The 25,502-nt window shown below is 69.1% G+C and carries 21 protein-coding genes and 2 tRNA genes; 17 read left to right on the top strand and 6 right to left on the bottom strand.

All coding sequences use genetic code 11. The annotated features are described in order from the left end of the window. The first annotated feature begins 75 nt into the window (after positions 1 to 75). The 4 genes from QC818_RS12140 (at position 76) to QC818_RS12155 (ending at position 6,853) form a co-directional block, all read left to right on the top strand. Positions 76 to 1,521, top strand: coding sequence for a TolC family outer membrane protein (locus QC818_RS12140; RefSeq protein ID WP_309653132.1), 1,446 nt, complete (start codon positions 76 to 78; stop codon positions 1,519 to 1,521). 88 nt (positions 1,522 to 1,609) lie between these two features. Then, entirely contained in the window at positions 1,610 to 2,845 is a 1,236-nt protein-coding gene (locus QC818_RS12145; RefSeq protein ID WP_309653133.1) for an efflux RND transporter periplasmic adaptor subunit, read from the top strand. Then, on the top strand, positions 2,842 to 6,012 hold the full coding sequence (locus QC818_RS12150; RefSeq protein WP_309653134.1) for an efflux RND transporter permease subunit: 3,171 nt from the start codon (positions 2,842 to 2,844) through the stop codon (positions 6,010 to 6,012). The genes QC818_RS12145 and QC818_RS12150 overlap by 4 nt, the downstream gene beginning before the upstream one ends. A gap of 142 nt (positions 6,013 to 6,154) precedes the next feature. Next, entirely contained in the window at positions 6,155 to 6,853 is a 699-nt protein-coding gene (locus tag QC818_RS12155; protein WP_309653135.1) for a hypothetical protein, read from the top strand. Here QC818_RS12155 and QC818_RS12160 read toward each other — a convergent pair. Next, positions 6,836 to 7,465, bottom strand: coding sequence for a TetR family transcriptional regulator (locus QC818_RS12160; protein ID WP_309653136.1), 630 nt, complete (start codon positions 7,463 to 7,465; stop codon positions 6,836 to 6,838). The two genes, QC818_RS12155 and QC818_RS12160, sit on opposite strands and share 18 nt — an antisense overlap. 160 nt (positions 7,466 to 7,625) lie before the next feature. Between QC818_RS12160 and QC818_RS12165 the strand changes: the two genes are divergently transcribed. After that, on the top strand, positions 7,626 to 8,657 hold the full coding sequence (locus QC818_RS12165; RefSeq protein ID WP_309653137.1) for a succinylglutamate desuccinylase/aspartoacylase family protein: 1,032 nt from the start codon (positions 7,626 to 7,628) through the stop codon (positions 8,655 to 8,657). A 1-nt stretch (position 8,658) separates the two neighbouring features. Here QC818_RS12165 and dusA read toward each other — a convergent pair whose 3' ends face one another. Then, complete coding sequence (gene dusA / locus QC818_RS12170) at positions 8,659 to 9,654, bottom strand: tRNA dihydrouridine(20/20a) synthase DusA (RefSeq protein WP_309653222.1); 996 nt, start codon at positions 9,652 to 9,654, stop codon at positions 8,659 to 8,661. A gap of 145 nt (positions 9,655 to 9,799) precedes the next feature. Here dusA and QC818_RS12175 point away from each other — a divergent pair, with 145 nt between their 5' ends. The 3 genes from QC818_RS12175 (at position 9,800) to QC818_RS12185 (ending at position 11,070) form a co-directional block, all read left to right on the top strand. Continuing rightward, complete coding sequence (locus QC818_RS12175) at positions 9,800 to 10,039, top strand: hypothetical protein (RefSeq protein WP_309653138.1); 240 nt, start codon at positions 9,800 to 9,802, stop codon at positions 10,037 to 10,039. Between the two features lie 74 nt (positions 10,040 to 10,113). Continuing rightward, a complete protein-coding gene (locus QC818_RS12180) occupies positions 10,114 to 10,434 on the top strand; it encodes a TraR/DksA family transcriptional regulator (protein WP_309653139.1) in 321 nt (106 codons plus the stop codon). Positions 10,435 to 10,482: 48 nt separating this feature from the next. Next, positions 10,483 to 11,070, top strand: a complete 588-nt coding sequence (locus tag QC818_RS12185; RefSeq protein WP_309653140.1) for a hypothetical protein — start codon at positions 10,483 to 10,485, stop codon at positions 11,068 to 11,070. A 7-nt stretch (positions 11,071 to 11,077) separates the two neighbouring features. Here QC818_RS12185 and QC818_RS12190 read toward each other — a convergent pair whose 3' ends face one another. Then, a complete protein-coding gene (locus QC818_RS12190) occupies positions 11,078 to 11,662 on the bottom strand; it encodes a helix-turn-helix domain-containing protein (RefSeq protein WP_309653141.1) in 585 nt (194 codons plus the stop codon). Between the two features lie 110 nt (positions 11,663 to 11,772). Then, on the bottom strand, positions 11,773 to 12,513 hold the full coding sequence (locus QC818_RS12195; RefSeq protein ID WP_309653142.1) for an SDR family NAD(P)-dependent oxidoreductase: 741 nt from the start codon (positions 12,511 to 12,513) through the stop codon (positions 11,773 to 11,775). Between the two features lie 140 nt (positions 12,514 to 12,653). Here QC818_RS12195 and gltX point away from each other — a divergent pair, with 140 nt between their 5' ends. The 3 genes from gltX (at position 12,654) to QC818_RS12210 (ending at position 14,523) form a co-directional block, all read left to right on the top strand. After that, a complete protein-coding gene (gene gltX, locus QC818_RS12200) occupies positions 12,654 to 14,135 on the top strand; it encodes a glutamate--tRNA ligase (RefSeq protein ID WP_309653143.1) in 1,482 nt (493 codons plus the stop codon). Positions 14,136 to 14,348: 213 nt separating this feature from the next. Beyond that, positions 14,349 to 14,424 (top strand) — tRNA-Ala (locus QC818_RS12205). A gap of 23 nt (positions 14,425 to 14,447) precedes the next feature. After that, positions 14,448 to 14,523 (top strand) — tRNA-Glu (locus tag QC818_RS12210). A 395-nt stretch (positions 14,524 to 14,918) separates the two neighbouring features. Here QC818_RS12210 and QC818_RS12215 read toward each other — a convergent pair. Then, complete coding sequence (locus QC818_RS12215) at positions 14,919 to 15,809, bottom strand: NAD(P)-dependent oxidoreductase (protein ID WP_309653144.1); 891 nt, start codon at positions 15,807 to 15,809, stop codon at positions 14,919 to 14,921. A 102-nt stretch (positions 15,810 to 15,911) separates the two neighbouring features. Next, positions 15,912 to 17,198 carry a citrate synthase gene (gene gltA, locus QC818_RS12220; RefSeq protein WP_309653145.1) on the bottom strand — a complete coding sequence of 429 codons (1,287 nt, stop codon included), beginning with the start codon at positions 17,196 to 17,198 and terminating at the stop codon, positions 15,912 to 15,914. A gap of 457 nt (positions 17,199 to 17,655) precedes the next feature. On the opposite strand from gltA, the gene sdhC reads away from it, so the two are divergent. From sdhC to odhB, 6 genes are all read left to right on the top strand, one after another. Beyond that, positions 17,656 to 18,033 carry a succinate dehydrogenase, cytochrome b556 subunit gene (gene sdhC / locus QC818_RS12225; protein ID WP_309653146.1) on the top strand — a complete coding sequence of 126 codons (378 nt, stop codon included), beginning with the start codon at positions 17,656 to 17,658 and terminating at the stop codon, positions 18,031 to 18,033. Continuing rightward, positions 18,027 to 18,374 (top strand): succinate dehydrogenase, hydrophobic membrane anchor protein, encoded by a 348-nt coding sequence (gene sdhD / locus QC818_RS12230; RefSeq protein WP_309653147.1) that lies wholly within the window; start codon positions 18,027 to 18,029, stop codon positions 18,372 to 18,374. The genes sdhC and sdhD overlap by 7 nt, the downstream gene beginning before the upstream one ends. A gap of 3 nt (positions 18,375 to 18,377) precedes the next feature. Continuing rightward, positions 18,378 to 20,150 carry a succinate dehydrogenase flavoprotein subunit gene (sdhA, locus tag QC818_RS12235; RefSeq protein WP_309653148.1) on the top strand — a complete coding sequence of 591 codons (1,773 nt, stop codon included), beginning with the start codon at positions 18,378 to 18,380 and terminating at the stop codon, positions 20,148 to 20,150. Between the two features lie 11 nt (positions 20,151 to 20,161). Beyond that, on the top strand, positions 20,162 to 20,872 hold the full coding sequence (locus tag QC818_RS12240; RefSeq protein WP_309653149.1) for a succinate dehydrogenase iron-sulfur subunit: 711 nt from the start codon (positions 20,162 to 20,164) through the stop codon (positions 20,870 to 20,872). Positions 20,873 to 21,079: 207 nt separating this feature from the next. Then, positions 21,080 to 23,914: a 2-oxoglutarate dehydrogenase E1 component gene (locus QC818_RS12245; RefSeq protein WP_309653150.1), complete on the top strand. Its 2,835-nt coding sequence runs from the start codon at positions 21,080 to 21,082 to the stop codon at positions 23,912 to 23,914. Between the two features lie 42 nt (positions 23,915 to 23,956). Next, positions 23,957 to 25,495: a 2-oxoglutarate dehydrogenase complex dihydrolipoyllysine-residue succinyltransferase gene (gene odhB / locus QC818_RS12250; protein WP_309653151.1), complete on the top strand. Its 1,539-nt coding sequence runs from the start codon at positions 23,957 to 23,959 to the stop codon at positions 25,493 to 25,495. Positions 25,496 to 25,502 lie beyond the last annotated feature (7 nt).

The raw sequence follows: 25,502 nt of genomic DNA on the forward strand, positions 1-25,502 counted from the left end.
ATGGATGCCCGATGGATCGACGGCACAAACATGCGACAATGAATGTATAGTCTCACTCGCAGAAGGAACTTGCCCATGAAGCCGAAACGCCCGGTCCCGCCGGCGCGGCGCGCCCTGATCCCCGGCCTGCTGGCCGTGTCGATGGCGGGGCCGGCCCAGGCCGCCGACCTGCTGACCATCACCCGCGATGCCCTGGAGCACAATACCGCCCTGGCCTCGGCGCGCGCCGAATTCTCCAGCGTCGAGGCGGGGCGTGACGTGGCGCGCGGCGACCTGCTGCCCCAGGTCACCGCCTCGGGGCAGGTGACCCACGATCGCCAGTACGAGCGCCAGCGCTCGGCGCTGAGCGGTGCCGGCGGCGGCGACGACCACTACAACAGCGCCGGGATCAGCCTCGAGGCGACCCAGGCGCTGTACGACGCCCGCGACAGCGCCGAACTCGATCAGGCCGAACGAGAGATCGATCGCCAGACCTTTCGCCTGGCCGCCACCGAGCAGCAGGTGCTGATCGACGTGGCCTCGGCCTACTTCGACATCCTGCGCGCCCACGAGATCCTCGAGGCCCGGCGGGCCCAGGAACGGGCCATCGGCCGCCAGCTGGAGCAGGCCCGCGAGCAGTTCGACGTCGGCCTGATCGCCATCACCGAGGTCGAGGAGGCCCGCGCCCGCTTCGACCAGTCTCGGGCCGAGCGCATCGCCGCCGAGAGCAACCTCCAGGTCAGCTTCGAGGCCCTGGAACGCCTGACGGGCGAGCGCTACGAGAGCATCGAGGCGCTGCAGGAGGGCATGCCCGTGACCCCGCCGGAGCCCGCCAGCCGCACCGCCTGGGTCGATCTGGCCATGGACCACAATCCCCTGGTGCTGGCCGCCGAGGCCGGGGTGGAGGTGTCCCGCAGCGGCCTCGACATCGCCCGCGCCCAGCGCCTGCCGGTGGTCGAGGCCTTCGCCAGCTACGACTATGCCGATACCGACCAGGATGGCGTCGAGGGGCATTCGTCCGCCAGCCAGGTGGGCGCCCGGGTCAGCCTGCCGCTGTACACCGGGGGCCGTACCAGCGCCGGCATCCGCCGCTCCACCTACGCCCTGGAGGCCAGCCAGTACGACTTCGAGGACCAGCGTCGCCAGACCGTCCAGCAGGTGCGCTCGCTGTTCACCCAGGTCAGCAACGACGTGGCCACGGTGGAGGCCCGCGCCCAGGCGATCGTCTCCAACCAGAGCGCCCTGGATGCCACCCGGGCCGGCTATGAGGTCGGCACCCGCAACATCGTCGACGTGCTCAACGCCGAGCAGAACCTCTACGACGCCGTCGCCGACCACGCCGATGCGCGCTTCGACTACGTGATCAACCTGCTCACCCTGCGCCAGCAGTCGGGCACCCTGGACGTCGCGGCCATCGAGGCGCTGGACGACTGGCTGGCCGAGGATCGCGGCGTCTCGCTGAGCCTGCCCGGCGCGGATGGCGCGCGCGACCGCTACGACGAGGCCATGGACATCGGCGACCCGCCGCGCCCGGCCTCCTGAGTCCCCGATGGGCCGCCCCGACCGGCGACGTGCGTCGCCGGCGGGCGCCGGCCATGACGACCGACGACCCCCGATACGAGAATCAGGCATGAAAACGATCATCCAACGCAGCCGCGTGGCGCTGCTGCTGGCCACGTCGCTGCTGCTGGCGGCCTGTGGTCAGGACGAGGCCTCCCAGCAGTCGGCCGCGGCGCAAGGCGGCGAGCCCGCGGCGCAAGCCAAGCCGGTCATGGCGATGAGCCGCCAGGACATCCCCCTCGACAAGTCCTATCCCGCCAAGCTGCGCAGCGAGAACGAGGTCGCCCTGGTGGCGCGGGTCACCGGCTTCCTGGAGGCGCGGCACTTCGAGCCCGGCGATATCGTCGAGCAGGGCGAGAGCCTCTATGCCATCGAGCCCGACCTCTACCAGGCCACGGTGGCCCAGCGCGAGGCTGACCTGGAGAGCGCCAAAGCCGAGCTGGCCCGCGCCCGGCGCGATGCCAACCGCTTCCAGCAGCTGCTCAGCCAGAACTCGGTGAGCCGCCAGCAGGTCGATCAGGCGCAGGCCGAGCTCGACGTGGCCCGGGCCGGGGTGGCCCAGGCCGAGGCCGCCCTGGCCAGCGCCCGCATCGACCTGGGCTACGCCGACGTCACCGCGCCGGTGGGCGGCGCCATCGGCCTCTCCCGGGTCAACGTGGGCAACCTGGTCAGCCCCGGCACCGAGCTGACCACCATCACCCCCCTGGACCCGCTGGAGGTGCGCTTCCAGCTGCCCCAGCAGGATGCCTTCGCGCTGCGTCGCCAGCTCGGCGAGGCGTCGCTCGCCGACATCGGCGCGAGCCTGTCGCTGCCCGGCGAGGGGGCCGCCCTGGAGGGGCACCTGGACTTCCTCGGCTCGCGGGTCGACGAGGCCACCAGCACCGTCCAGGCCAAGGCCACCTTCGCCAACCCCGAGGGGCGGGTGCTGCCGGGGCAGTTCGTGCGGGTGCGCCTCGAGGGGCTGAAGCGCTTCGACGTGCTGGCGGTGCCGGAGATCGCCATGAGCCAGGGCCTGATGGGTCCCCAGGTGTTCGTGCTCGACGAGGACGACGTGGCCCGCGCGCGGCCGGTGGAACTGGGCGAGCTGGCCGGTCCCTGGCAGATCCTGCGCGGCGGCGTCGAGCCCGGCGAGCGGGTGGTGGTCGGCGATCCGGCCGGCCTCTCCCCGGGCACGCCCATCCAGCCCCGGCCCTTCGACGGCGACGCCGAGGCGCTGATGGCCCCGGCGGCCGAGGCCGGGCAGGCGGATGGCGCCGAGGATAATCGCGGGGCCGCCGCGGCGGATGACGAGGACGACGCGGCATGAGTTTCTCCAACTTCTTTATCAAGCGCCCGATCTTCGCCTCGGTGCTGGCCATCATCCTGACGCTGGTCGGGCTGATGAGCATGCGGGTGCTGCCGATCGAGCAGTACCCCAGCGTGGTGCCGCCGACGGTCTCGGTGAACGCCACCTACCCGGGGGCCGATGCCGAGACCGTGGCCCAGACCGTGGCCGCGCCCCTGGCCGAGGCCATCAACGGCGTCGAGGACATGCTCTACATGACCTCGACCAGCGCCGACAACGGCTCGATGAGCCTGTCGGTGGCCTTCAACATCGGCTCCGACGGCGACATCAACACCATCAACGTCAACAACCGCGTGCAGGGGGCGCTGTCGCAGCTGCCCGAGGCGGTGCAGGATCAGGGCGTCACCGTGGAGCTGCGTTCCAGCTCGATCCTGATGCTGGTGTCGCTGATCTCGCCGCAGGGCGACTACGACCGCACCTACATGCAGAACTACGCCACCCTCAACATCCTGGACGAACTGCGCCAGGTACCGGGGGTCGGCGAGGCCGAGGTGCTGGGCGGCGGCGACTTCGCCATGCGCGTGTGGATGGATCCGGACAAGCTGGCGCAGTACGACCTGACGCCCGCCGAGGTCGCCCGGGCGATTCGCGCCCAGAACACCGAGGTCCCGGCCGGCAGCCTGGCGGCCACGCCGCAGTCCGAGCCGCGGGCCTTCACCTACACCATCACCGCCGGCGGGCGGCTGTCCAGCGTCGACGACTTCCGCCAGATCTTCCTGCGCACCAACCCGGACGGCTCGGCCCTGCGCCTGGCCGACGTGGCGCGCATCGAGCTCGGCGCCTCCTTCTACGGCGTGGAGGCGCGGCTCAACGGCGGCACCATGACGCCGATCATCATCAACCAGCAGCCCGGCGCCAACGCCCTGGAGACCGCCCGGGCGGTCGAGGCGACCATGGACGAACTGGAGGGCCGCTTCCCGCCGGGGCTCGAGTACGTGGTGCCCTACGACACCACCCAGTTCATCGACGCCTCCGTCGAGACGGTGCTGCACACCTTCATCGAGGCCTTCCTGATCGTCGGCGTCATCCTGTTCATCTTCCTGCAGAACTGGCGCTTCACGGTGATCGCCATGTCGGTGGTGCCGGTGTCGGTGCTGGCGACCTTCGCCGGCTTCTACGCCTTCGGCTTCTCGATCAACCTGTTGACGCTGTTCGCCCTGGTGCTGTCGATCGGCATCGTGGTGGACGACGCCATCCTGGTGGTGGAGAACGTCGAGCGGGTGCTCGGCGAGGACGAGGAGATCACCGTCGTCCAGGCCACGGTGAGGGCCATGAAGGAGGTCGGCGGGCCGGTCATCGCCACTTCGCTGATCATGGCCGCGGTGTTCGTGCCGGTGGCCTTCCTGGGCGGCTTCAGCGGCCAGATCTACCAGCAGTTCGCGTTGACCATCGCCGTCTCGGTGGGCTTCTCGGCGCTGATGGCGCTGACCTTCACCCCGGCGCTGTCGGCGATCTTCATCAAGCACGACCTGCATCGCCGGGAGACGCCCTTCCGCCGGGCGGTGCGCACCCCGCTGCGGCTGTTCGACCGCTTCTTCGCCGGGCTCACCGCCGTCTACATGTGGGTGGTCGAGCGGCTGGTGCGCTTCTGGGGGCTGGCGCTGCTGCTCACCGCCCTGGTGGGCGGCGGGGCCTGGTGGCTCTACCAGACCACGCCCTCGACCCTGGTGCCCGAGACCGATCAGGGCATCGTGCTGGCGGCCGTGCAGCTGCCGGACTCGGCGTCGCTGGCGCGGACCCGTGACTACATGGGGCGGCTCAGCGACGCCATCGAGGAGATTCCCGGGGTCAAGTACTCCTCGGCGGTGGCCGGCTACGACATGCTGACCAGCTCGGTGAACACCGCCCGGGGGATCATCTTCGTCAACATGGAGCCCTGGGACCAGCGGGAGCTCACCGCCAACCAGCTGATCGGGCGCATCATGGGGCTCGGTGCCCAGATCCCGGGCGGGTCGGCGATGGCCTTCAACATGCCGCCGATCATCGGGCTGTCGACCACCGGCGGCTTCACCGGCTACCTGCAGTCCTTCGAGGGCGCCTCGCCGCAGGCGCTCTACCAGGCCTCGCTGAAGGTGATGCAGGCGGCCAACCAGCATCCGGCCCTGCAGCAGGTGTTCACCACCTTCAACGTCAACGTGCCGTCCTTCCACGCCGAGATCGACCGGCAGAAGGCGCTCAGCTACGGGGTGGCCCTGGAGGACCTGCACTCGACGCTGGCCAATACCTTCGGCAACGGCTTCGTCAACTTCTTCAGCTACCAGGGCCGCAACTTCCAGGTCTACCTGCAGAACGAGGACGAGTTCCGCAAGACGCCGGCCGACGTGGCCAACGTCTACGTGCGCGGCGGCGACGGCGAGCGGATCCCGCTGTCCGAGTTCGTGACCCTGGAGCGCCAGACCGCGCCGGCGGTGATGACCCGCTTCGGCGTCTATCCCGGCGCCCAGTTCCAGGGCGGCCCGGCGCCGGGCTACAGCTCCGGCCAGGCCATCGCCGCCATGGAGGAGGTGGTCGAGGAGACCCTCGGCGAGGGCTGGGGCATGGGCTGGACCGGCACCGCCTTCCAGGAGAGCCAGGCGGGCAGCGCCGCGACCCTGGCCATCGTCTTCGGCCTGCTGATGGTGTTTTTGATCCTGGCCGCCCAGTACGAGAGCTGGTCGCTGCCGCTGGCGGTGCTCACCGCCACGCCCTTCGCCTTCCTGGGCGGGATCGGCGGCATCGCCCTGCGCGGGCTGGACACCAGCGTCTACGTGCAGATCGGCATGCTGGTGGTGGTCGGCCTGGCGGCCAAGAACGCCATCCTGATCGTCGAGTTCGCCGAGCTGCAGCGCCGCGAGATGGGCCGGACCATCCGCGAGGCGGCGACCACCGCGGCGGAGCTGCGCTTCCGGCCGATCGTCATGACCTCGCTGGCGTTCATCTTCGGCACCCTGCCGCTGGCGATCGCCACCGGGGCGAGCGACACCAGCAGCCACCACATCGGCACCACCGTGGCGGTGGGCATGGCCTCGGTGGCGGTGCTGGGCAGCCTCTTCGTGCCGACCTTCTACGCCATGATCGCCGGCGTCACCGACTGGCTGACGCGCAGGACGCGCGGCGAGCGGCCGGCGCTGGAGCACGACGCGGGCTGATCGGCCGGCCACGTCGCGACGGGCATCGCTCCCCACGGGGGCGGTGCCCGTCGTCGTTCGGGGGCCCGCACGGTGGCGGCGTCGACTACGCTGAGGGCAGGTCAACGCTTTGCCGGCTAACGGGCCGGCCGGAGGAGTCGCCATGTCCGCCATCGCCTCGCTCGTGCTGAGCTTTCCGCTGATCCTCTTCGTCGGCCTGCTGGGCCTGCTGGCGCTCTACTGGGGGCTGGTGGGGCTGGGCCTGGCGCCCGCCGAGCTCTTCGAGCGCGACAGCCTGCGCGACGACACCCTGGCCTCGGCCCTGGTCTCGCTGGGCTTCGCCGGGGTGCCGGCCTCGCTGGCCCTGACCCTGCTGGTGCTGTGGGCGTCGGGGGTCGCCCTGGTGGCGGAGCTCGCCGTGCTGCGCTGGCTGCCGCTGGGCGTGCTGCGGATCCCCGTGGGGGTGGCGGTGGTCTGGGGCGCCTTCGCGCTGGCCTCTCCCCTGGCGGCCTGGAGCTGCCGCCGCCTGCATCGCCGGATCCATCCCGACGCCGGCCGTCACCCCCGCTGCCTGCTCGGCGAGCGGGTCAGGGTCACGGCGGTGGACGAGGCGGGCGCCGACGCCGAGGTGGTCGAGGATCCCCGGCTGACGGTTCGCCTGCGGGGCAAGGCGAGGGCGCGGCCGTCGCCCGGCGAGGTGCGGGTGCTGGTCAAGTACCTGCGCGGCGAGGAGGCCTATCGTTCGGTCGCCGAGGCCGATTACCTGGACGCCCGCACCCGGCTGGTGCGCCTGCACCTGCTGTCACGCCACCGGCCCGATACCCATGGGCGCGGCGAGAACGGCTCAAGGCCCTCGGCCTGAGGCGTCCCGGCGGCTCAGCAGCGCGATCTCGGCGTCGATCAGCGCCATGCCGCGCTCGAGGATGGAGTAGGCGTCGGGGTCGCGCAGCCAGTCGTGGAAGAGGCCGCTGATGATCGCCTGCAGCAGCCGGGTGGCGACCTGCGGGTCGACGCCCTCGGCAAGCAGCCCCTGGCGGTGGGCATCGCCGAAGTAGCCCCCCAGCGCGTCCAGGCATTCGCCGGCCATCTCCGTCTGGATGGCGCAGGGATCGATGTCGCCGAAGAACTCGCAGCGGTGGATGAGGATGGCCAGGACCCGGCGATGGCGAGGCTGCTCCATGCGCCGGAAGCCCTGCCGGCAGCCCAGGCGAATGGCCTCCAGGGGCGAGGCGTCGGTGGTCCCGGTTTCCGCCACCAGTTCTTCGAAGGGCATGCGCACCCGGTCGAGCATGGCGCGAAACAGGTCGGCCTTGTTGCGGAAGTGCCAGTAGACGGCGCCCCGGGTCAGGCCCGCGTGACGGGCGATGTGCTCCAGGGAAGTGCGGGCGACGCCCCTGTCGAAGAAGGCTTCCTCCGCGGCGTCCAGCAGGGCCAAGCGAGTGGCTTCGGCCTCGGCCTTGGTGCGTCTGGCCATGGTGATGATCGGCTCCGGGCGGGTACCCTCCCATTCTACCCAAGCCGCGGCGCGGGTGACATTCGCGGGTGAATGTCGGCCCGTTCGGTCGCCGCCGGTTGTCGGCGACGGCGGCGTGCGGGAATATGAGTGATTACCGTGAATGATGAGAGGTCGCCCCATGGCGCGAGCCCCCTTCGAACTCGCCGGCGTCCGCGTGGCGCCCGGGTCCCGCAGCCAGATCGACGTGCCGGTGGCGCGGCTCTACACCCATGCGCCGCTGCATATCCCGGTGGAGGTGGTGCACGGCCGCCAGCCCGGACCGGTGCTGCTGGTCTGTGGCGGCATCCACGGTGACGAGATCAACGGCGTGGAGATCGTGCGCCGCCTGCTGCGCTCGCGGCAGATCCAGCGTCTGCGCGGCACCCTGATCGCGGTGCCCATCGTCAACGTCTTCGGCTTCGTGCAGCACAGCCGCTACCTCCCGGATCGCCGGGACCTCAACCGCTGCTTCCCGGGAACCGAGGCCGGCTCCCTCGGCGGCCGCATGGCGGCGCTGTTCCGCCAGCAGATCGTCGACCAGGCCAGCCATATCGTCGACCTGCACACCGGGGCCATCCACCGCACCAACCTGCCACAGATCCGCGCCCGCCTGAATGGCGGCGGCGAGACCGAGCGCATGGCCGATGCCTTCGGCGCGCCGGTGATCCTCAACGCCGAGCTGCGTGAGGGCAGCCTGCGCCACTATGCCGAGACCCACGACATTCCGGTGCTGACCTACGAGGCCGGCGAGGCGCTGCGCTTCGACGAGTGGGCCATCGCCCCCGGGGTGCGCGGGGTGCTGCGGGTCATGCGCCGGCTGGGCATGCTCAGCGGCGAGCAGCGCCGCCGGCCGCCGCCGGCCGCCGAGGTGGCCAACGGCTCGAGCTGGGCCCGGGCGCCCATCGACGGCATCCTGCGCCCCCGGGTGCGTCTGGGCGCCCGGGTGGCCAAGGGCGAGCTGCTCGGCCGGGTCGCCGATCCCTTCGGCAATGCCGAGGGCGAGGTGCGCGCCATGGCCGACGGCATCGTCATCGGCATGAGCCGGCTGCCGCTGGCCAACGAGGGCGAGGCGCTGTTCCATATCGCCCGCTTCGATGCCATCGAGGAGGCCGAGAGCGCCGTGGAGACCTTCCAGTCGAGCCTGGAGCCGCCCCCCGATCCGCTCTACTGACTCAGCCGGCCGCGGCCAGCGCCGGGTCGGGGACCTGGCCCAGGGCGTCGTCGAAGACCGCCAGGCCCGCGCCCTCGCGATGGGCGTGCTCCGAGAGGTGACGGCGGAACTTGCGCCCCCCGGGGCAGCCCTGGAAGAGGCCGAGCAGGTGGCGGGTCACATGGTTGAGCTTCGCGCCCTCGGCGAGGCGTTCGGCGATATAGGGGCGGAAGGCCTCGGCGGCGGCGTGGCGGCTGGGCGCCGGCCCGGGCGTGCCGTAGAGGTGACGGTCGACGTCGGCCAGCAGCCAGGGGTTCTGGTAGGCCTCGCGGCCGACCATCACGCTGTCCACGTGGTCGAGCTGCTCCCGGCAGGCGTCCAGGGTCTTGATCCCGCCGTTGATGCCGATATGCAGGTCCGGGCGCTGCTGCTTGAGGCGGTGCACCCGGCCGTAGTTCAACGGCGGGATATCGCGGTTCTCCTTGGGCGAGAGTCCCTCCAGCCAGGCCTTGCGGGCGTGGACGATGAACACCTCGCAGCCGGCGTCGGCGACCCGCTCGATGAAGTGCGCCAGGTCGGCGTCCTCGTCCTGGTCGTCGATGCCGATGCGGCACTTCACGGTGACCGGGATCGACACCGCCTCGCGCATGGCCGCCACCGCCGATGCCACCTTCTCGGGGTGGGCCATCAGGCAGGCGCCGATCAGGTTGTTCTGGACCCGGTCGCTGGGGCAGCCGACGTTGAGGTTGACCTCGTCATAGCCCCATGCCTCGGCGATGGCCGCGCACTCGGCCAGCTCCCCGGCATCGCTGCCGCCGAGCTGCAGGGCCAGCGGATGCTCCACGGCGTCGAAGCCGAGGAAGCGCGCCCGGGGGCTGCCGTGCAGGATGGCGCCGGTGGTCACCATCTCGGTATAGAGCAGGGCACGCCGCGTCAGGGTCCGCGCGAAGGCGCGGTAGTCGCGGGTCGTCCAGTCCATCATGGGGGCCACGGAAAAGGTGCGGTCGAGATCGGGCATGGGGTCACGGGGATCGGGCGGATGGGCGGACATTCTACCAGCCTCGGGGCCGGTTGCGAGGGGCGGGCGCCCTGCGTGAGACGCGTCTGCGCGGACTTCGTCCATACTCGGTGAGTGGGGCGAGGCCACGTCGGGAGGAGGCAGGATGAGCGACCATGCGTTCGGGGACAGCCGGCGGGAGCTGCTGGCCAGGATCCTGCAGCACGGCGGCGTGCTGGCCGCTCCCTTCGGGCATGCCGGGCACGACAGCCTGACGCCGCGGCTGAGGGCGGATATCGACGCCCTGGAAGGCTCGGGGGCGATCCGGGTGGAGCGCGATGCGCGGGGGCGCCCGCGCCGCCTGACCCTGACCGAGGCGGGCTATCGCGCCCTGGGCATCGACTAGGCGCCACCGGCATCGGGCGCTGGGGGCACCGCAGGCCCGGATACGGGGTGCCACGCATCAGGAGGAGAGCGACCATGAGTGACCGCAAGGCCGACCTGGAGGCGCTGCGCGATGAGCTGAAGGCGCGGCTCGAGCGCTATCGGGCCCATCGCGAGCGGGCCGCCGGCGCGCTCGACAAGGATATCGAGGATCAGTCCCTCGAGACTCGGGACGACGAGGTGGTGGCCTCGCTGGAGGCGGAGGCCGAGGAGGAGCTGGGCCGGGTACGCCATGCCCTGGCCCGGATCCGCGAGGGGCGGGGCGAGTATTGCGAACGCTGCGGCGAGGTGATCGACGCGGGGCGGCTGGCGGCGGTGCCGCATGCCACCCTGTGCCGGGACTGCTGCGATGGGTGAGGCGCGGGTGTTAGGCTGGCGGCGAATCCCCGGACATGGAGGGCGGGCATGAAGGCGTGGCGTCGCGGTGTCGTGGTGTTGCTGTGGGCGGCCTGGCTGGCCGGCTGCGGCGGCGACGAGGACAAGCCGCCTCCCGACGAGCGGCTGGGCGGCGTGGCCCAGCCCGCCGCGCCGGAGGAAGAGGCGCCGGCGGCCCCCTCGGTGGCGCCGTTCGACGAGGCGGTGGCCATCGAGATGTCGGCGCGGCTGCGCAGCGACCGGCGGCTGATGGTGGAGGGCACCACCAACCTGCCGGAGGCCACCCGCCTGCAGGTGCTGGTGGAGCGCGAGGTGAGCGGCGTGCGCTGGCAGCAACGCACGCGGGTCGCGGGCGGCGGCTTCGAGGCCGGGCCCTTCGGCCCCGGCAGCGGCCTGCCGGACGGCGGCTATCGCCTGACCGTCAACATGCCGGCGGCGAGCGTCCAGCCGCCGGAGGTCCGGGCCCGGCTGGGCGAGGAGGGGCAGCACCTGCGCGGGCCGCTGGTGAGACCCTCCCGCCACGGCCTGGGCCGGGTGGTCCGTGCCCAACAGCGGGTGCTGGTCGGCAGCCAGCCTCGCCAGACCAAGGATCAGGTGGAGGTGATGGAGCTGGAGTGAGCCCGCGTCACAGCGGCTCGCGGCGCCACAGGGCCACGACCTTGCCCAGCAGGCGGTAGTCCGGCGCATAGGGCGTCGGACGCCCACCTTGCGGCTGGAAGGTCAGCTCGCCCCGGGCGTCCTGCTCGACCCGGCGCAGGGCCAGGCCCTCGCCGGTCTCGATCAGGTACAGGCCGGCCTGACGAAAGACCTCGGTGGGCGCGATGGCCGCCAGGTCGTCGCGCCCCAGGTAGTCGAAGGTCTCCCCCGGCGCGGGCGTCACCAGGTGGCAGTCGCCGTCCCAGCGCTGCTCGGGCGTCATCTCCATGGGCAGCTCGATGCCGCCCGCCTCGCCGCCTTCCCAGGGCGCGGGCCCCTGGCGCTTGAGCAACAGCGGCGAGGGCCGCCGCGACTCGCCCTCCAGCAGGGCCGACAGCGGGCAGTCGAGCGCCGCGGCCAGGGCCACCAGGCGCTCATGGCCGATCTGCTTGATGGCCCCGGATTCCCAGTAGGAGATGGTGACGTCCGAGACGCCTACCCGCCGGGCGAGGGCGGCCTTGTTGAGCTTGGCCTCCAGCCTGAGCTGCTTGATCCGAGGGCCGAGTGTTTCCATGAACGTCGTCCTGTCTTGGGTCGCCTATCAAACGAGGCATGGTCCGCCATCGCCCGTAACTGTGCAATAGCGAGCATCAACGCTGTGACAACAGCCGTCCCGCGGCGGGGTCACCAGGGGATGGGGCTGTCCTGCCAGTCCCGGAAGTCGCCGCTTTCTTCGGGACCGCGACGCCCCAGCACCTCCAGCAGCCGCTCGGCGACGAAGGCCGGCGAGAACAGCTTGCCCGCCGGTACGCGGGACTGGAAGGGGGATGACAGGCCGGTGTCGGTGGTGCCCGGATGCAGGCAGATCACGCAGGCTTCGGGGTTGAGCCGGCGCAGTTCCACCGCGGCGGTCTTCATCAGCATGTTGTGGGCCGCCTTGCTGGCACGGTAGCCGTACCAGCCGCCCAGCCGGTTGTCGCCGATCGACCCGACCCGGGCCGACAGGCTGGCCACCAGCGCGGGGTGCCGGCCCTTGAGCGAGCCTTCCAGCGCCTGAAGCAGCAGGGCGGGGGTGGCGGCATTGACGTGGAACAGCCGGGCGAGGGCCTCGGCGTCGAGGTCGCCGAGCTTCTTTTCCGGGGCGATGCCGGCCGCGTCGTCGTGCAGCATGCCCAGGGTGTTGATCACCAGGTGCAGCGGCCGGCCGGCCAGGCTTTCCTCCAGGCCGGCCAGCCCCGCCGGCTCGGTGATGTCCAGCGGCAGGGCCACCAGCCGCGGGTCGTCGCGGCGCACCGGCTGCCGGCTGACCGCATGCAGTCGACCGAGCCGTGGCGAGGCCAGCAGGGCATCGACCAGGGCGGCGCCGATGCCGCCGGAGGCGCCGGTGACCAGGGCGGTGAAGCCGTCGGGGAGCTGCGGCAGCATGCGCGTTCCTCAGGGTCCGGGATTCCTGGCATGGACCACCGCCGGCGTCAAAGATTCCGTGCCGCGGCTGCCCGGGTCCGGCGAGGTGCGTATAATGCGCCCATTCGCCCGTTGCCATACCCGACTGGACAAAGGACGCCATGACCGTACGTACCCGTATCGCGCCGTCGCCCACCGGCGACCCCCACGTGGGCACCGCCTACATCGCCCTGTTCAACCTGTGCTTCGCCCGCCAGCACGGCGGCCAGTTCATCCTGCGCATCGAGGACACCGACCGGGCGCGCTCCACCGCCGAGTCGGAGCAGATGATCCTCGACTCGCTGCGCTGGCTGGGGCTGGAGTGGGACGAGGGGCCCGACGTGGGCGGGCCTCACGGCCCCTACCGCCAGAGCGAGCGCGGCGACATCTATGCCGAGTACGCCCGCCAGCTGATCGCGTCCGGCCATGCCTTCAAGTGCTACCGGACCAGCGAGGAGCTGGACGAGCTGCGCGAGGCCCGCAAGGCCGCCGGCATGCACCTGGCCCTCAAGCCCGCCGACCTGGCCCTGGCCGAGGAGGAGGTCGCCCGGCGCGAGCGCGAGGGCTGGCCCTACGTGGTGCGCATGCAGGTGCCGGCCAGCGGCACCTGCGTGGTCGAGGACATGCTGCGCGGCAGCATCGAGGTGGACTGGGCCCAGGTCGACGCCCAGATCCTGCTCAAGTCCGACGGCATGCCGACCTACCACCTGGCCAACGTGGTCGACGACCACCTGATGGGCATCACCCATGTGCTGCGCGGCGAGGAGTGGATCAACTCGGCGCCCAAGCACCAGCTGCTCTACGAGTACTTCGGCTGGCCGATGCCGACGCTCTGCCACATGCCGCTGCTGCGCAACGAGGACGGCTCGAAGCTCTCCAAGCGCAAGAACCCGACGTCCATCAACTACTTCCGTCGCATGGGCTTCCTGCCCCAGGCGGTGACCAACTTCCTGGGACGGATGGGCTGGTCGATGCCCGACGAGCGCGAGAAGTTCACCCTCGACGAGATGATGAGCCACTTCGACCTCCAGCGGGTCTCGCTGGGCGGGCCGGTCTTCGACCGCCAGAAGCTGAGCTGGCTCAACGGCCTCTACATCCGCGAGGACCTGGACGACGACGCCTTCCTGCAGGCGCTGCGCGACTGGGCCTTCAACGAGGACTATGTGCGCCAGATCCTGCCCCAGGTGCGCCCGCGGGTGGAGACCCTCTCCGACGTCATGCCGCTGGCCGGTCACTTCTTCTCCGGGCTGCCGGCGATCGAGGAGGGCGACTTCGACAAGGTCAAGCTGGGCCGCGAAGACCTGGTGAAGCTGCTGCAGTTCCTGGTCTGGCGCCTCGAGGTCGTGCCCGCCTGGCACAAGGAAGCGCTGCTGGCCGAGGTCAAGGCGCTGTCGGCCCACTTCGAGCTCAAGATGAAGGACTTCCTGGCCCCGGTGTTCGTCGCCATCACCGGCTCGTCGTCCAGCACCTCGGTGATGGACGCCATGGCCATCCTCGGCTCCGACATGACCCGCGCCCGGCTTCGCCACGCCATCGCGGTGCTCGGCGGCGTCTCCAAGAAGCAGGCCAAGCGCTTCGAGAAAGAATATCGCGATCTCCAATAACATAGGAAAACGCTGAAGTTCCGTCGCGAGCGACGATAGGCGGGGACGCCGAGTCTGGTCGCCGCCGGAGCGCAGCGCCCGGAGTGTAGCCTGCTACATGAGGAGCGCGAGCACCGCCGGCGGCCAGGATATTGAGCGCAGCAGGAAATTCTCGTTTTCCCGTTGACGAAGCCGAGGGTAATCAGTACTATACGCCTCGTCTTCACGAGATGCGGGGCCTTAGCTCAGCTGGGAGAGCGCGACACTGGCAGTGTCGAGGTCAGCGGTTCGATCCCGCTAGGCTCCACCACCTCTCGGTCGTGAAGATGCTGCGTCCCATTCGTCTAGTGGTCTAGGACACCGCCCTTTCACGGCGGTAACAGGGGTTCGAACCCCCTATGGGACGCCACTCCCTTTCTTGTGGATATCCAGGCGCCTCGAGCGTCTTTTTTTGTCCCCGAGCCTGCCTGCCGCCCCTGCGCGGTCGCCGTTCCTAGTACTTTGGTGCTAGAAAACGGGTGTTTCTCCCCTTGACTTGTCCACTTTAGCCGTTCCTGTGTCTTGCCCTGTGCACAGAGCCGGCCAGAGGCCGCATGGTTGTGGGCTTCGCAAATTAGTTCTTTAAAATCAATCTCTTGCAGTAGGTCAAAAATTGACCAATTTGAGCGCAAGCCGCTGTTCATGGCGATTCGCGGCGCTTTTCTAGGGGTTTTGAACAGGTTTATCCACAGAATGTGTGGAAAAGGCTTCGGAAGCGGGTCAGGGCGATGACAGCGCGGCCCGGAGCGGGCCGCGCGGCCGTCGTCAGTCGTCGGAGGGGGTGCGCAGGCGGCGCAGCAGCGAGGAGGTGTCCCAGCGGCCGCCGCCCATGGCCTGGATGTCGCCGTAGAACTGGTCGACCAGGGCGGTGACCGGCAGGCGGGCGCCCAGCCGGCGAGCCTGCTCCAGGCAGATGCCCAGGTCCTTGCGCATCCAGTCCACCGCGAAGCCGTGCTCGTACTCGTCGTCGATCATGGTCCGGTGACGGTGATCCATCTGCCAGGAACCGGCGGCGCCCTGGCGGATGACGTCCATCACGCGCGTCTGGTCCAGGCCGGCCTGCTCGGCGAAGTGCAGCCCTTCCGCCAGCGCCTGCACCAGGCCGCCCACGCAGATCTGGTTGACCATCTTGGTCAGCTGGCCGCTGCCGGCCGGGCCCATCAGGGTCACCGCCCGCCCGTAGTGCTCGAGCACCGGGGCGGCGCGCTCGAAGTCGGCCTGGGTGCCGCCGCACATGATGGTCAGGGCGCCGTTCTCGGCGCCCTGCTGGCCGCCGGAGACCGGGGCATCCAGGAAGCCCAGGCCGCGCTCGCGGCAGGCGCCGTCGAGCTCGGCGGCCAGGGCGCCGGAGGCGGTGGTGTGGTCCACCAGCAGGCTGCCATCGCGCATGCCGGCCAGGGCGCCGTCCGCTCCCAGGGCGACCTGGCGGACGTCGTCGTCGTTGCCCACGCAGACCAGTACCAGGTCGGCGCCGGCGGCGGCCTCGCGGGGCGTGGCGTGGCGGCTGCCGCCATGGGTCGCGACCCAGGCATCGGCCGTGTCGCCGGTGCGGTTGTAGACGCGGACATCGAGGCCGGCGCGGGCCAGGTGGCCGGCCATGGGGTGGCCCATCACGCCCAGGCCGATAAAGGCGACCGTCGAGATTGTCGGGTTCATGGGGGGCTCTCCTTGCGGGGGGGGGATGGAGGATGGGGCATCGCAAACGACGAAGGCCGCCCTGGGGCGGCCTTCATCAGCTCGTGCGCCGCTGCGGCGGCCTCACTCGCTGGGATAGTCGCGCTTGTCGTGGCCCACGTAGAGCTGGCGCGGCCGGCCGATCTTGTAGCTGTCGCTGAGCATCTCGTGCCAGTGGGAGATCCAGCCGATGGTCCGGGACACCGCGAAGATGACGGTGAACATGTTGGTCGGGATGCCCATCGCCTTGAGGATGATGCCCGAGTAGAAGTCGACGTTCGGGTAGAGCTTGCGCTCGATGAAGTACTCGTCTTCCAGGGCGATCTGCTCCAGGCGCTTGGCGATCTTGAGCTGGGGATCGTCGGCCATGCCCAGCTCGGCCAGCACCTCGTCGCAGGTCTCCTTCATGACCTTGGCGCGGGGGTCGAAGTTGCGATAGACCCGATGGCCGAAGCCCATCAGCTTGAAGGGGTCGTCCTTGTCCTTGGCGCGGTCGATGAAGCGCTGGATGTTCTCCTCGGAATCGTCGCCGATCTCGTCGAGCATGTTCAGCACCGCCTCGTTGGCGCCGCCGTGGGCCGGGCCCCAGAGCGCGGCGATGCCGGCGCTGATGCAAGCGAAGGGGTTGGCGCCGGTGGAGCCCGCCAGGCGCACCGTGGAGGTGGAGGCGTTCTGCTCGTGGTCGGCATGGAGCATGAAGATGCGATCCATCGCCTTGGCGAACACCGGGTTGATCTCGTAATCCTCGCAGGGGTTGCTGAACATCATGTAGAGGAAGTTCTCTGCATAGTTCAGGTCGTTGCGGGGATAGTTGAACGGCATGCCGATGTTGTACTTGTAGGACATCGCCGCGATGGTCGGCATCTTGGCGATCAGGCGGATGGCGCTGATCTCGCGGTCCTTCTCCTTGGTGATGTCCAGGTGGTCGTGATAGAAGGCCGCCAGGCCGCCGACCACGCCGCACAGGATGGACATCGGGTGGGCGTCGCGGCGGAAGCCCTTGAAGAAGTTGGCGATCTGCTCGTGGACCATGGTGTGGCCGCGCACGCGGCCCGCGAAGTCGCGGTACTCGGCCTTGTCGGGCAGCTCGCCGAACATCAGCAGGTAGCAGAGCTCGACGAAGTCGGAGTGCTTGGCCAGCTGCTCGATGGGATAGCCGCGATGCAGCAGCACGCCGTTGCCGCCGTCGATATAGGTGATGGCGGACTGGCAGGAAGAGGTGGCCATGAAGCCCGGATCGTAGGTGAAGAGGCCTTGAGCGCCCAGGCCGCGGACGTCGACCACGTCCGGTCCCACGGTGCCCGAGTAGACCGGCAGCTCGATCGGCTCGTCCAGACCTTCTACCGTCAGCGTTGCTTTCCTGTCAGCCATAACTGGCCTCCTCTCGAGTTCATGGTGGCGCGATACGTCGTGATTTCGCAGAACTTGCCGGCGAAAAGGTTCGCCCACTATAGAAGCGTCCTGACGATTGTCAATTCGCCCATCGCCGGCCTGTCGTTGTGCACGTCTTTATTTATTGTACTATTATTGTAAAGGATATGGTGCTATGCATCATGTGCGGCCCCGCGCTGGCGGGGGCTGTCGGGGTGCGGGGTAAGTCGTGATCCGGCGGCCTTTTTTCCCGCCGTGGCGGCTTGCCACCATGGTCGAGTCGGGGCGTCGTCCATTTGTCATGGTGGGGGCATGACCCTATAATCCTGTCGCGCGACTGGCAGGAAACGGCGATCATGGCTCGAGGGTCATGGTCGAGTCCCTTCCCGAAACCACCGCCCGTCCGGGGCCTCGCCCGAGCGCCTCCACCGCGGGCCAAGAGAGTGTGTAGAACGCCGTGAATAGCAAACGACCCGTAAATCTGGATCTGTCCACGATACAGTTCCCCCTTCCCGCCTTGACGTCGATCGCCCACCGTATCACCGGCGTCATCCTCTTCATCGGCCTGATCTTCGGCTTCTGGGCCCTCGACGCCTCGCTGTCCTCGCCCGAGGGGTTCGCGGCGGTGAGCGACGCCCTGGCCCATAATTTCCTGGCCAAGCTGATCGCCTGGGGGCTGCTGTCCGCCCTGGCTTTCCACTTCGTGGCCGGCATCAAGCACCTGCTGATGGACATCGACATCGGCGTGACCCTCGAGGGCGGCGTCAAGAAGGCGCAGATCACCGTGGTGGTGAGCGCGGTCCTGATCATTCTGGCGGGAGTCTGGGTATGGTAACCAACATCACGAACTTCGGGCGCAGCGGGCTCTCCGACTGGCTCGTCCAGCGCGTCTCGGCCCTCATTCTGGCCCTCTACACGCTCTTTATCGTCGGCTATCTGCTGCTCAATCCGGGCCTCGACTACGCGACCTGGAGCGGCCTGTTCGCACAGACCTGGATGCGGATCTTCTCGCTGCTGGCCTTCGTGTCGCTGTCCGCCCACGCCTGGGTCGGTCTGTGGACCGTGACCACCGACTACCTCAAGCCGACCGGCATCCGTATCGCCACCCAGACCGTCATCATCCTGGCCATCTTCGTGTTCCTGGTCTGGGGCATCCAAGTTCTGTGGGGAGCCTGATCCATGTCCAACATGCGTAGCCTGACCTTCGACGCCATCATCATCGGCGGTGGCGGTTCCGGCCTGCGGGCCGCCCTCGAGCTGGCCAAGTCCGGCAAGAAGACCGCCGTGCTGTCCAAGGTCTTCCCGACCCGCTCGCACACCGTCTCCGCCCAGGGCGGCATCACCTGCGCCATCGCCTCCGCCGATCCCGGCGACGACTGGCGCTGGCACATGTACGACACCGTCAAGGGCGGCGACTACATCACCGACCAGGAGGCCGCCGAGTACATGTGCTCCGAGGGCCCCAAGGCGGTCTTCGAGCTCGAGCACATGGGCCTGCCGTTCTCCCGCTTCGACAACGGCCGCATCTACCAGCGCCCGTTCGGCGGCCAGTCCAAGAACTTCGGCGAGGGCGGCCAGGCGGCCCGCACCTGCGCCGCGGCGGACCGCACCGGCCACGCCCTGCTGCACACGCTCTACCAGAACAACCTGAAGAACAATACCACCTTCCTCAACGAGTGGTACGCCATCGACCTGGTCAAGAACGCCAACGGCGACGTGGTGGGTTGCATCGCCATGGACATCGAGTCCGGCGAAGTGGTGCACATCAAGTCCAAGGCCACCGTGCTGGCCACCGGCGGCTCCGGGCGCATCTACGCCTCCACCACCAACGCCCTGATCAACACCGGGGACGGCATCGGCATGGCCCTGCGGGCCGGCTTCCCGATGCAGGACATGGAGATGTGGCAGTTCCACCCGACCGGCATCTACGGCGCGGGGACCCTGGTCACCGAGGGCTGCCGGGGCGAGGGCGGCTACCTGATCAACAAGGACGGCGAGCGCTTCATGGAGCGTTACGCGCCCAACGCCAAGGACCTGGCCGGCCGCGACGTGGTCGCCCGCTCCATGGTCATGGAGATCCTCGAGGGCCGCGGCTGCGGCGAGAAGGGCGATCACGTCTACCTCAAGCTGGATCACCTGGGCGAGGAGGTGCTCAGCAAGCGCCTGCCGGGCATCGTCGAGCTGTCCAAGACCTTCGCCCACGCCGACCCGGTCAAGGAGCCGATCCCGGTGGTGCCGACCTGTCACTACATGATGGGCGGCGTGCCGACCAACGTGCACGGCCAGGCGATCATGCAGGACGAGCAGGGCAACGATCGGATCGTCAACGGCCTGTTCGCCGTCGGCGAGGCGGCCTGCGTCTCGGTCCACGGCGCCAACCGCCTGGGCGGCAACTCGCTGCTCGACCTGGTGGTGTTCGGTCGCGCCGCGGGCATGTTCATCGAGAGCGCGCTCAACGAGGGCATCGAGTACCTCGAGGCCAGCGACTCCGACATCGAGTCGGCGATGGCGCGCCTCAACCGCTGGAACGACTCCGAGAGCGGCGAGACCGTTCCGGACCTCAAGCGCGAGCTGCAGGACATCATGCAGAACGCCTTCGGCGTCTTCCGTCAGGAGGACAACATGCAGGAGGGCGTGAAGAAGCTGGCCGAACTGCGCGAGCGGATCGGCAACGCCTACCTGCCGGACAAGTCGAGCACCTTCAACACGGCCCGCGTCGAGGCCCTCGAGCTGGACAACCTGATGGAAGTGGCCGAGGCTACCGCCATCGCCGCCCTCGAGCGCAAGGAGAGCCGTGGCGCGCACTCCCGCTACGACTATCCGGACCGCGACGACGTCAACTGGCTGAAGCACTCCATGTACTTCCCGGCCGAGAAGCGCCTGGGCCAGCGTGACGTCAACTTCGCGCCCAAGACCGTCGACATGTTCGAGCCGAAAGTCCGTACCTACTGAGGGGAGTCACGATGTCCACGCTTCAGGTATCCCTGTACCGCTACAATCCCGAGACGGACTCCGCGCCCTACATGGAGGAGTTCCAGGTCGACACCCAGGGTCGCGACCTGATGGTGCTCGACGTCCTGCACCTGGTGAAGGAGCAGGACAACGGCCTGGCCTACCGCCGCAGCTGCCGCGAGGGCGTGTGCGGCTCCGACGGCATGAACATGAACGGCAAGAACGGCCTGGCCTGCATCACCCCGCTGTCCGACGTGGTCAAGAACGGCAAGCTGACCCTGCGTCCGCTGCCCGGGCTGCCGGTGATCCGCGACCTGGTGGTCGACATGGGGCTGTTCTACAAGCAGTACGAGCGCATCCAGCCGTACCTGCAGAACGACACCCCGGCGCCGGCCATCGAGCGCCTGCAGTCGCCGGAGGACCGCGACAAGCTCGACGGCCTCTACGAGTGCATCCTGTGCGCCTGCTGCTCGACCTCCTGCCCGTCGTTCTGGTGGAACCCGGACAAGTTCGTCGGCCCGGCCGGCCTGCTGCAGGCCTATCGCTTCCTGGCGGACTCCCGGGACGAGGCGACCCGCGAGCGCCTGGCCGAGCTCGAGGACCCGTTCAGCGTGTTCCGCTGCCGCGGCATCATGAACTGCGTGGCGGTGTGCCCCAAGGGGCTCAACCCCACTCGCGCGATCGGCAAGATCCGCGAGATGCTGCTGGCGAATGCCACTTAAATCGTGGGCCTCGGCTTGTTATCATACGCCGCGAACTGCGACGCGCTGTCGCAGTTCGGCCCCCGGTGAGACGTCGAAGCCGGTGCCTCGTGCACCGGCTTTTGACCATCGAATACCGGTGTCCGCCCGCCGGCAGGCCACCGACGATGTCGCCACGGGTGAGCCGTGACGACAGCTACCACCCCATCAGTGCAGGGTGACCGAGAGATGCAACAAGGCATAATGGAGTTGATGTGGCGCTCCTCCCACGTCAGTGGCAGTAATGTCCACTATGTGGAAGCGCTCTACGAGCAGTACCTCGATGATCCCTCCGCCGTTCCCGACGAATGGCGCCAGTACTTCGACCAACTGCCGAGACCCGACGGCAGCGCCACCCGCGACGTTCCGCTTGCCCCGACCCGTGAACAGTTCTACCAGCTGGGCCGCCAGCGCCGCAGCGCCCTGACCGCGCCCGCCGCCGAGAGCGACGGCAACCGCAAGCAGGTCAAGGTGCTCCAGCTGATCAACGCCTACCGCTTCCGCGGGCACCAGAAGGCCGACATCGATCCCCTCGATCTGCGCGACCCCAAGCCGGTGCCCGACCTCGACCTGTCCTTCCACCAGCTGTCGAAGGCCGACCTGGACACCGAGTTCCAGACCGGCTCCTTCTTCATGGGGGCCGACAAGGCGCCGCTGAAGGACATCGTCGAGGCCCTGGAGCAGACCTACTGCCGCAGCATCGGCTGCGAGATCATGCACATCGTCGATACCGAGGAGAAGCGCTGGCTGCAGCAGCGCTTCGAGTCGGTGCGCTCGGCGCCGAAGTTCAGCGATGGCGTCCGCAAGCACGTGCTCGAGCGGCTCACCGCCGCCGAGGGGCTGGAGAGCTACCTGGCCTCCAAGTACCCGGGCACCAAGCGCTTCGGCCTGGAGGGCGGCGAGTCCTTCATCCCCATGATGGACGAGCTGATCCAGCGCTCCGGCAGCTACGGCACCAAGGAAGTGGTGATCGGCATGGCCCACCGCGGCCGCCTCAACGTGCTGGTCAACATCCTCGGCAAGAACCCTTCCGAGCTGATCGACGAGTTCGACGGCAAGAAGGTGGTCGAGCGGGGCTCCGGCGACGTCAAGTACCACCAGGGCTTCAGTTCCAACGTCATGACCCCCGGCGGGGAGGTCCACCTGGCGCTGTCGTTCAACCCCTCCCACCTGGAGATCGTCGCCCCGGTGGTCGAGGGCTCGGTGCGCGCCCGCCAGGATCGCCGTGACGACGCCGACGGCGGCAAGGTGCTGCCGATCAACGTCCACGGCGACGCGGCCTTCGCCGGCCAGGGCGTGGTCATGGAGACCTTCCAGATGTCCCAGACCCGGGCCTACCGGACCGGGGGCACGGTGCACATCGTGATCAACAACCAGGTGGGCTTCACCACCTCCCACCCGGAAGACTCGCGCTCCACCGAGTACTGCACCGACATCGCCAAGATGGTCCAGGCGCCGATCTTCCACGTCAACGGCGATGACCCCGACGCCGTGCTGCATGCCACCCAGGTGGCGCTGGACTACCGCCAGCAGTTCAAGAAGGACGTGGTCATCGACCTGGTGTGCTACCGCCGCCGCGGCCACAACGAGGCCGACGAGCCCTCCGGCACCCAGCCGATGATGTACAGCAAGATCAAGACCCACGCCTCCTCGCGGACCCGCTACGTCGAGCGGCTGGTCAAGCAGGGCCTGCTGACCGACGACGAGGCCAAGGCGATGATGGAGAAGTACCGGGACGACCTGGTGGCCGGCAACCACGTCGCCAACGCCCTGGTGCAGAAGCCCAACACGGCGCTGTTCGTCAACTGGAAGCCCTACCTCGGCCACGAGTGGAGCGGCCACACCGACACCAGCTTCGACATGAAGCGCCTGCAGCACCTGGCGGCGCGGATGTGCGAGGTGCCCGACGGCATCGCCGTGCAGCGCCAGGTGGCCAAGATCTACGACGACCGGCGCAAGATGCAGGCCGGCGGCATGGCCTGCAACTGGGGCTTCGCCGAGACCCTGGCCTACGCCACCCTGCTCGACCAGGGCCACCCGGTGCGCCTGACCGGCCAGGACTGCGGCCGGGGGACCTTCTCCCACCGCCATGCGGTGGTGCACAACCAGAAGGACGGCAGCACCTATGTGCCGCTGCAGCACCTGAGCGACGGCCAGCCGCGCTTCACCATCCACGACTCCTTCCTCTCGGAGGAGGCCGTGCTGGCCTTCGAGTATGGCTACGCGACCACGGCGCCCAACGACCTGGTGATCTGGGAGGCGCAGTTCGGCGACTTCTTCAACGGCGCCCAGGTGGTGGTCGACCAGTTCATCTCCTCCGGCGAGACCAAGTGGGAGCGGCTGTGCGGCCTGACCATGCTGCTGCCCCACGGCTACGAAGGCCAGGGCCCCGAGCACTCCTCGGCGCGCCTGGAACGCTTCCTGCAGCTGTGCGCCGAGCACAACATGCAGGTCTGCGTGCCCACCACCCCGGCGCAGATCTTCCATCTGCTGCGTCGCCAGGTGATCCGCAAGCTTCGCAAGCCGTTGGTGGTGATGTCGCCGAAGAGCCTGCTGCGCCACAAGGAAGCCACCTCCAGCCTCGACGAGCTGGCCAACGGGCGCTTCCAGATGGTGCTGCCCGACCAGGGCGAGCGCGACGCCGACAAGGTCGAGCGCATCATCCTGTGTGCCGGCAAGGTCTACTACGACCTGGCCAACTGGCGCGAGGAGAACGCCCGGGACGACGTGGCCATCCTGCGTCTCGAGCAGCTCTACCCCTTCCCGGAGGAAGAGCTCTTCGAGGCGATCCAGGCCTACACCAACGCCAGCGAGGTGGTGTGGTGCCAGGAAGAGCCGCTCAACCAGGGCGCCTGGTACCCCAGCCAGCACCACATGCGGGCCGTGGCCGAGCGTCTCCGGACGGGCCTGGGCGGCAAGCTCAAGTTCGCCGGTCGCCCGGCCTCGGCGGCCCCCGCCGCGGGCTACATGTCCGTGCACACCGAACAGCAGCGCCAGCTGGTGGAAGACGCCTTCAACCTCTGAGGCCGCCCACCGGGACGAGAGAGAACACACAAGGGATACGACATGGCTACCGAGATCAAGGCACCCACCTTTCCGGAATCCGTTGCCGAGGGCAGCGTGGCCGCCTGGCACAAGCAGCCGGGCGACAGCGTCGAGCGTGACGAACTGATCGTCGAGATCGAGACCGACAAGGTGGTGCTCGAGGTCGTGGCACCCGAGGCCGGCACCCTGTCCGAGGTGCTGGCGGAAGAAGGCGATACCGTGCAGTCCGAGCAGGTCCTGGGCCGCCTCGGCGAAGGCGCCGCCAGCGGCGGCGAGAAGGGCGAGGCCGCGGCGCCGAAGGCCGAGCCGGAGGCCAAGCCGGCGGCCGGCGGGGCGCAGCACGAGGTGAAGGCGCCGACCTTCCCCGAGTCCGTCCAGGAAGGCACCGTGGCCAGCTGGGCCAAGCAGGTCGGCGAGGCCGCCAAGCGCGACGAGGTGCTGGCCGAGATCGAGACCGACAAGGTGGTGCTCGAGGTGGTGGCCCCGGCCGACGGCGCGCTCGTCGAGATCAAGGCCGAGGAGGGCAGCCAGGTGGCCTCCGAGCAGGTGCTCGCGGTGTTCGCCGAGGGCGCGGGCGGCGAGTCCGCCCCGGCCGCCGGCGAGGGCAAGGCCGCGGCGTCCGCCGACGACGGCGCCAGCGACGAGCAGGTCGGCGACAAGATCCTCGCCCCGGCGGCGCGCAAGCTGGTCGCCGAGCACGACCTCGACGTCGCCAAGCTCCAGGGCACCGGCAAGGGCGGCCGCGTCCTCAAGGAGGACGTGCAGAAGGCGATCAAGGACGGCAGCGCCAAGAAGGCCGCCAAGCCCGCCGGCGGCGGCGCCAAGGCCGCCGCGGCCCCGGCGCCGGCCGTCGAGGGCGAGCGTCCGGAGAAGCGCGTGCCGATGAGCCGCCTGCGCCAGACCATCGCCAAGCGCCTGGTCGAGGCCCAGCAGACCGCCGCCATGCTGACCACCTACAACGAGGTGGACATGGGGGCGGTCATGGACCTGCGGGCCCAGTACAAGGACACCTTCCTCAAGGCGCACGACACCAAGCTCGGCTTCATGGGCTTCTTCGTCAAGGCCGCCTCCGAGGCGCTCAAGCGCTTCCCGGACGTCAACGCCTCCATCGACGGCACCGATATCGTCTACCACGGCTACCAGGACATCGGCGTGGCCGTGTCCACCGATCGCGGCCTGGTGGTGCCGGTGCTGCGCGACACCGACAGCATGAAGATCGCCGACGTCGAGAAGGGCATCGTCGACTTCGGCAAGCGCGCCCGCGACGGCAAGCTCGGCATCGACGAGATGCAGGGCGGCACCTTCACCATCACCAACGGCGGGATCTTCGGCTCGCTGATGTCCACGCCGATCCTCAACCCGCCGCAGACCGCCATTCTGGGCATGCACAAGATCCAGGAGCGTCCCATGGCGGTCAACGGCAAGGTCGAGATCCGTCCGATGATGTACCTCGCCCTGTCCTACGATCACCGCATGATCGACGGCAAGGACGCGGTGCAGTTCCTGGTCACCATCAAGGAGCTGCTCGAGGATCCGGCCCGCCTGCTGCTGGACATCTGATCCGCGG

This window comes from Halomonas koreensis (assembly GCF_031451675.1).
GTDB classification, from domain to species: Bacteria; Pseudomonadota; Gammaproteobacteria; order Pseudomonadales; family Halomonadaceae; genus Halomonas; species Halomonas koreensis.

What these genes read in the sequence shown, in the direction of transcription:
- QC818_RS12140 (WP_309653132.1), top strand. Translation starts at nt 76, where the DNA reads ATGAAGCCGAAACGCCCGGTCCCGCCGGCGCGGCGCGCCCTGATCCCC.
- QC818_RS12145 (WP_309653133.1), top strand. Translation starts at nt 1,610, where the DNA reads ATGAAAACGATCATCCAACGCAGCCGCGTGGCGCTGCTGCTGGCCACG.
- QC818_RS12150 (WP_309653134.1), top strand. Translation starts at nt 2,842, where the DNA reads ATGAGTTTCTCCAACTTCTTTATCAAGCGCCCGATCTTCGCCTCGGTG.
- QC818_RS12155 (WP_309653135.1), top strand. Translation starts at nt 6,155, where the DNA reads ATGTCCGCCATCGCCTCGCTCGTGCTGAGCTTTCCGCTGATCCTCTTC.
- QC818_RS12160 (WP_309653136.1), bottom strand. Translation starts at nt 7,465, where the DNA reads ATGGCCAGACGCACCAAGGCCGAGGCCGAAGCCACTCGCTTGGCCCTG.
- QC818_RS12165 (WP_309653137.1), top strand. Translation starts at nt 7,626, where the DNA reads ATGGCGCGAGCCCCCTTCGAACTCGCCGGCGTCCGCGTGGCGCCCGGG.
- dusA (WP_309653222.1), bottom strand. Translation starts at nt 9,654, where the DNA reads ATGCCCGATCTCGACCGCACCTTTTCCGTGGCCCCCATGATGGACTGG.
- QC818_RS12175 (WP_309653138.1), top strand. Translation starts at nt 9,800, where the DNA reads ATGAGCGACCATGCGTTCGGGGACAGCCGGCGGGAGCTGCTGGCCAGG.
- QC818_RS12180 (WP_309653139.1), top strand. Translation starts at nt 10,114, where the DNA reads ATGAGTGACCGCAAGGCCGACCTGGAGGCGCTGCGCGATGAGCTGAAG.
- QC818_RS12185 (WP_309653140.1), top strand. Translation starts at nt 10,483, where the DNA reads ATGAAGGCGTGGCGTCGCGGTGTCGTGGTGTTGCTGTGGGCGGCCTGG.
- QC818_RS12190 (WP_309653141.1), bottom strand. Translation starts at nt 11,662, where the DNA reads ATGGAAACACTCGGCCCTCGGATCAAGCAGCTCAGGCTGGAGGCCAAG.
- QC818_RS12195 (WP_309653142.1), bottom strand. Translation starts at nt 12,513, where the DNA reads ATGCTGCCGCAGCTCCCCGACGGCTTCACCGCCCTGGTCACCGGCGCC.
- gltX (WP_309653143.1), top strand. Translation starts at nt 12,654, where the DNA reads ATGACCGTACGTACCCGTATCGCGCCGTCGCCCACCGGCGACCCCCAC.
- QC818_RS12215 (WP_309653144.1), bottom strand. Translation starts at nt 15,809, where the DNA reads ATGAACCCGACAATCTCGACGGTCGCCTTTATCGGCCTGGGCGTGATG.
- gltA (WP_309653145.1), bottom strand. Translation starts at nt 17,198, where the DNA reads ATGGCTGACAGGAAAGCAACGCTGACGGTAGAAGGTCTGGACGAGCCG.
- sdhD (WP_309653147.1), top strand. Translation starts at nt 18,027, where the DNA reads ATGGTAACCAACATCACGAACTTCGGGCGCAGCGGGCTCTCCGACTGG.
- sdhA (WP_309653148.1), top strand. Translation starts at nt 18,378, where the DNA reads ATGTCCAACATGCGTAGCCTGACCTTCGACGCCATCATCATCGGCGGT.
- QC818_RS12240 (WP_309653149.1), top strand. Translation starts at nt 20,162, where the DNA reads ATGTCCACGCTTCAGGTATCCCTGTACCGCTACAATCCCGAGACGGAC.
- QC818_RS12245 (WP_309653150.1), top strand. Translation starts at nt 21,080, where the DNA reads ATGCAACAAGGCATAATGGAGTTGATGTGGCGCTCCTCCCACGTCAGT.
- odhB (WP_309653151.1), top strand. Translation starts at nt 23,957, where the DNA reads ATGGCTACCGAGATCAAGGCACCCACCTTTCCGGAATCCGTTGCCGAG.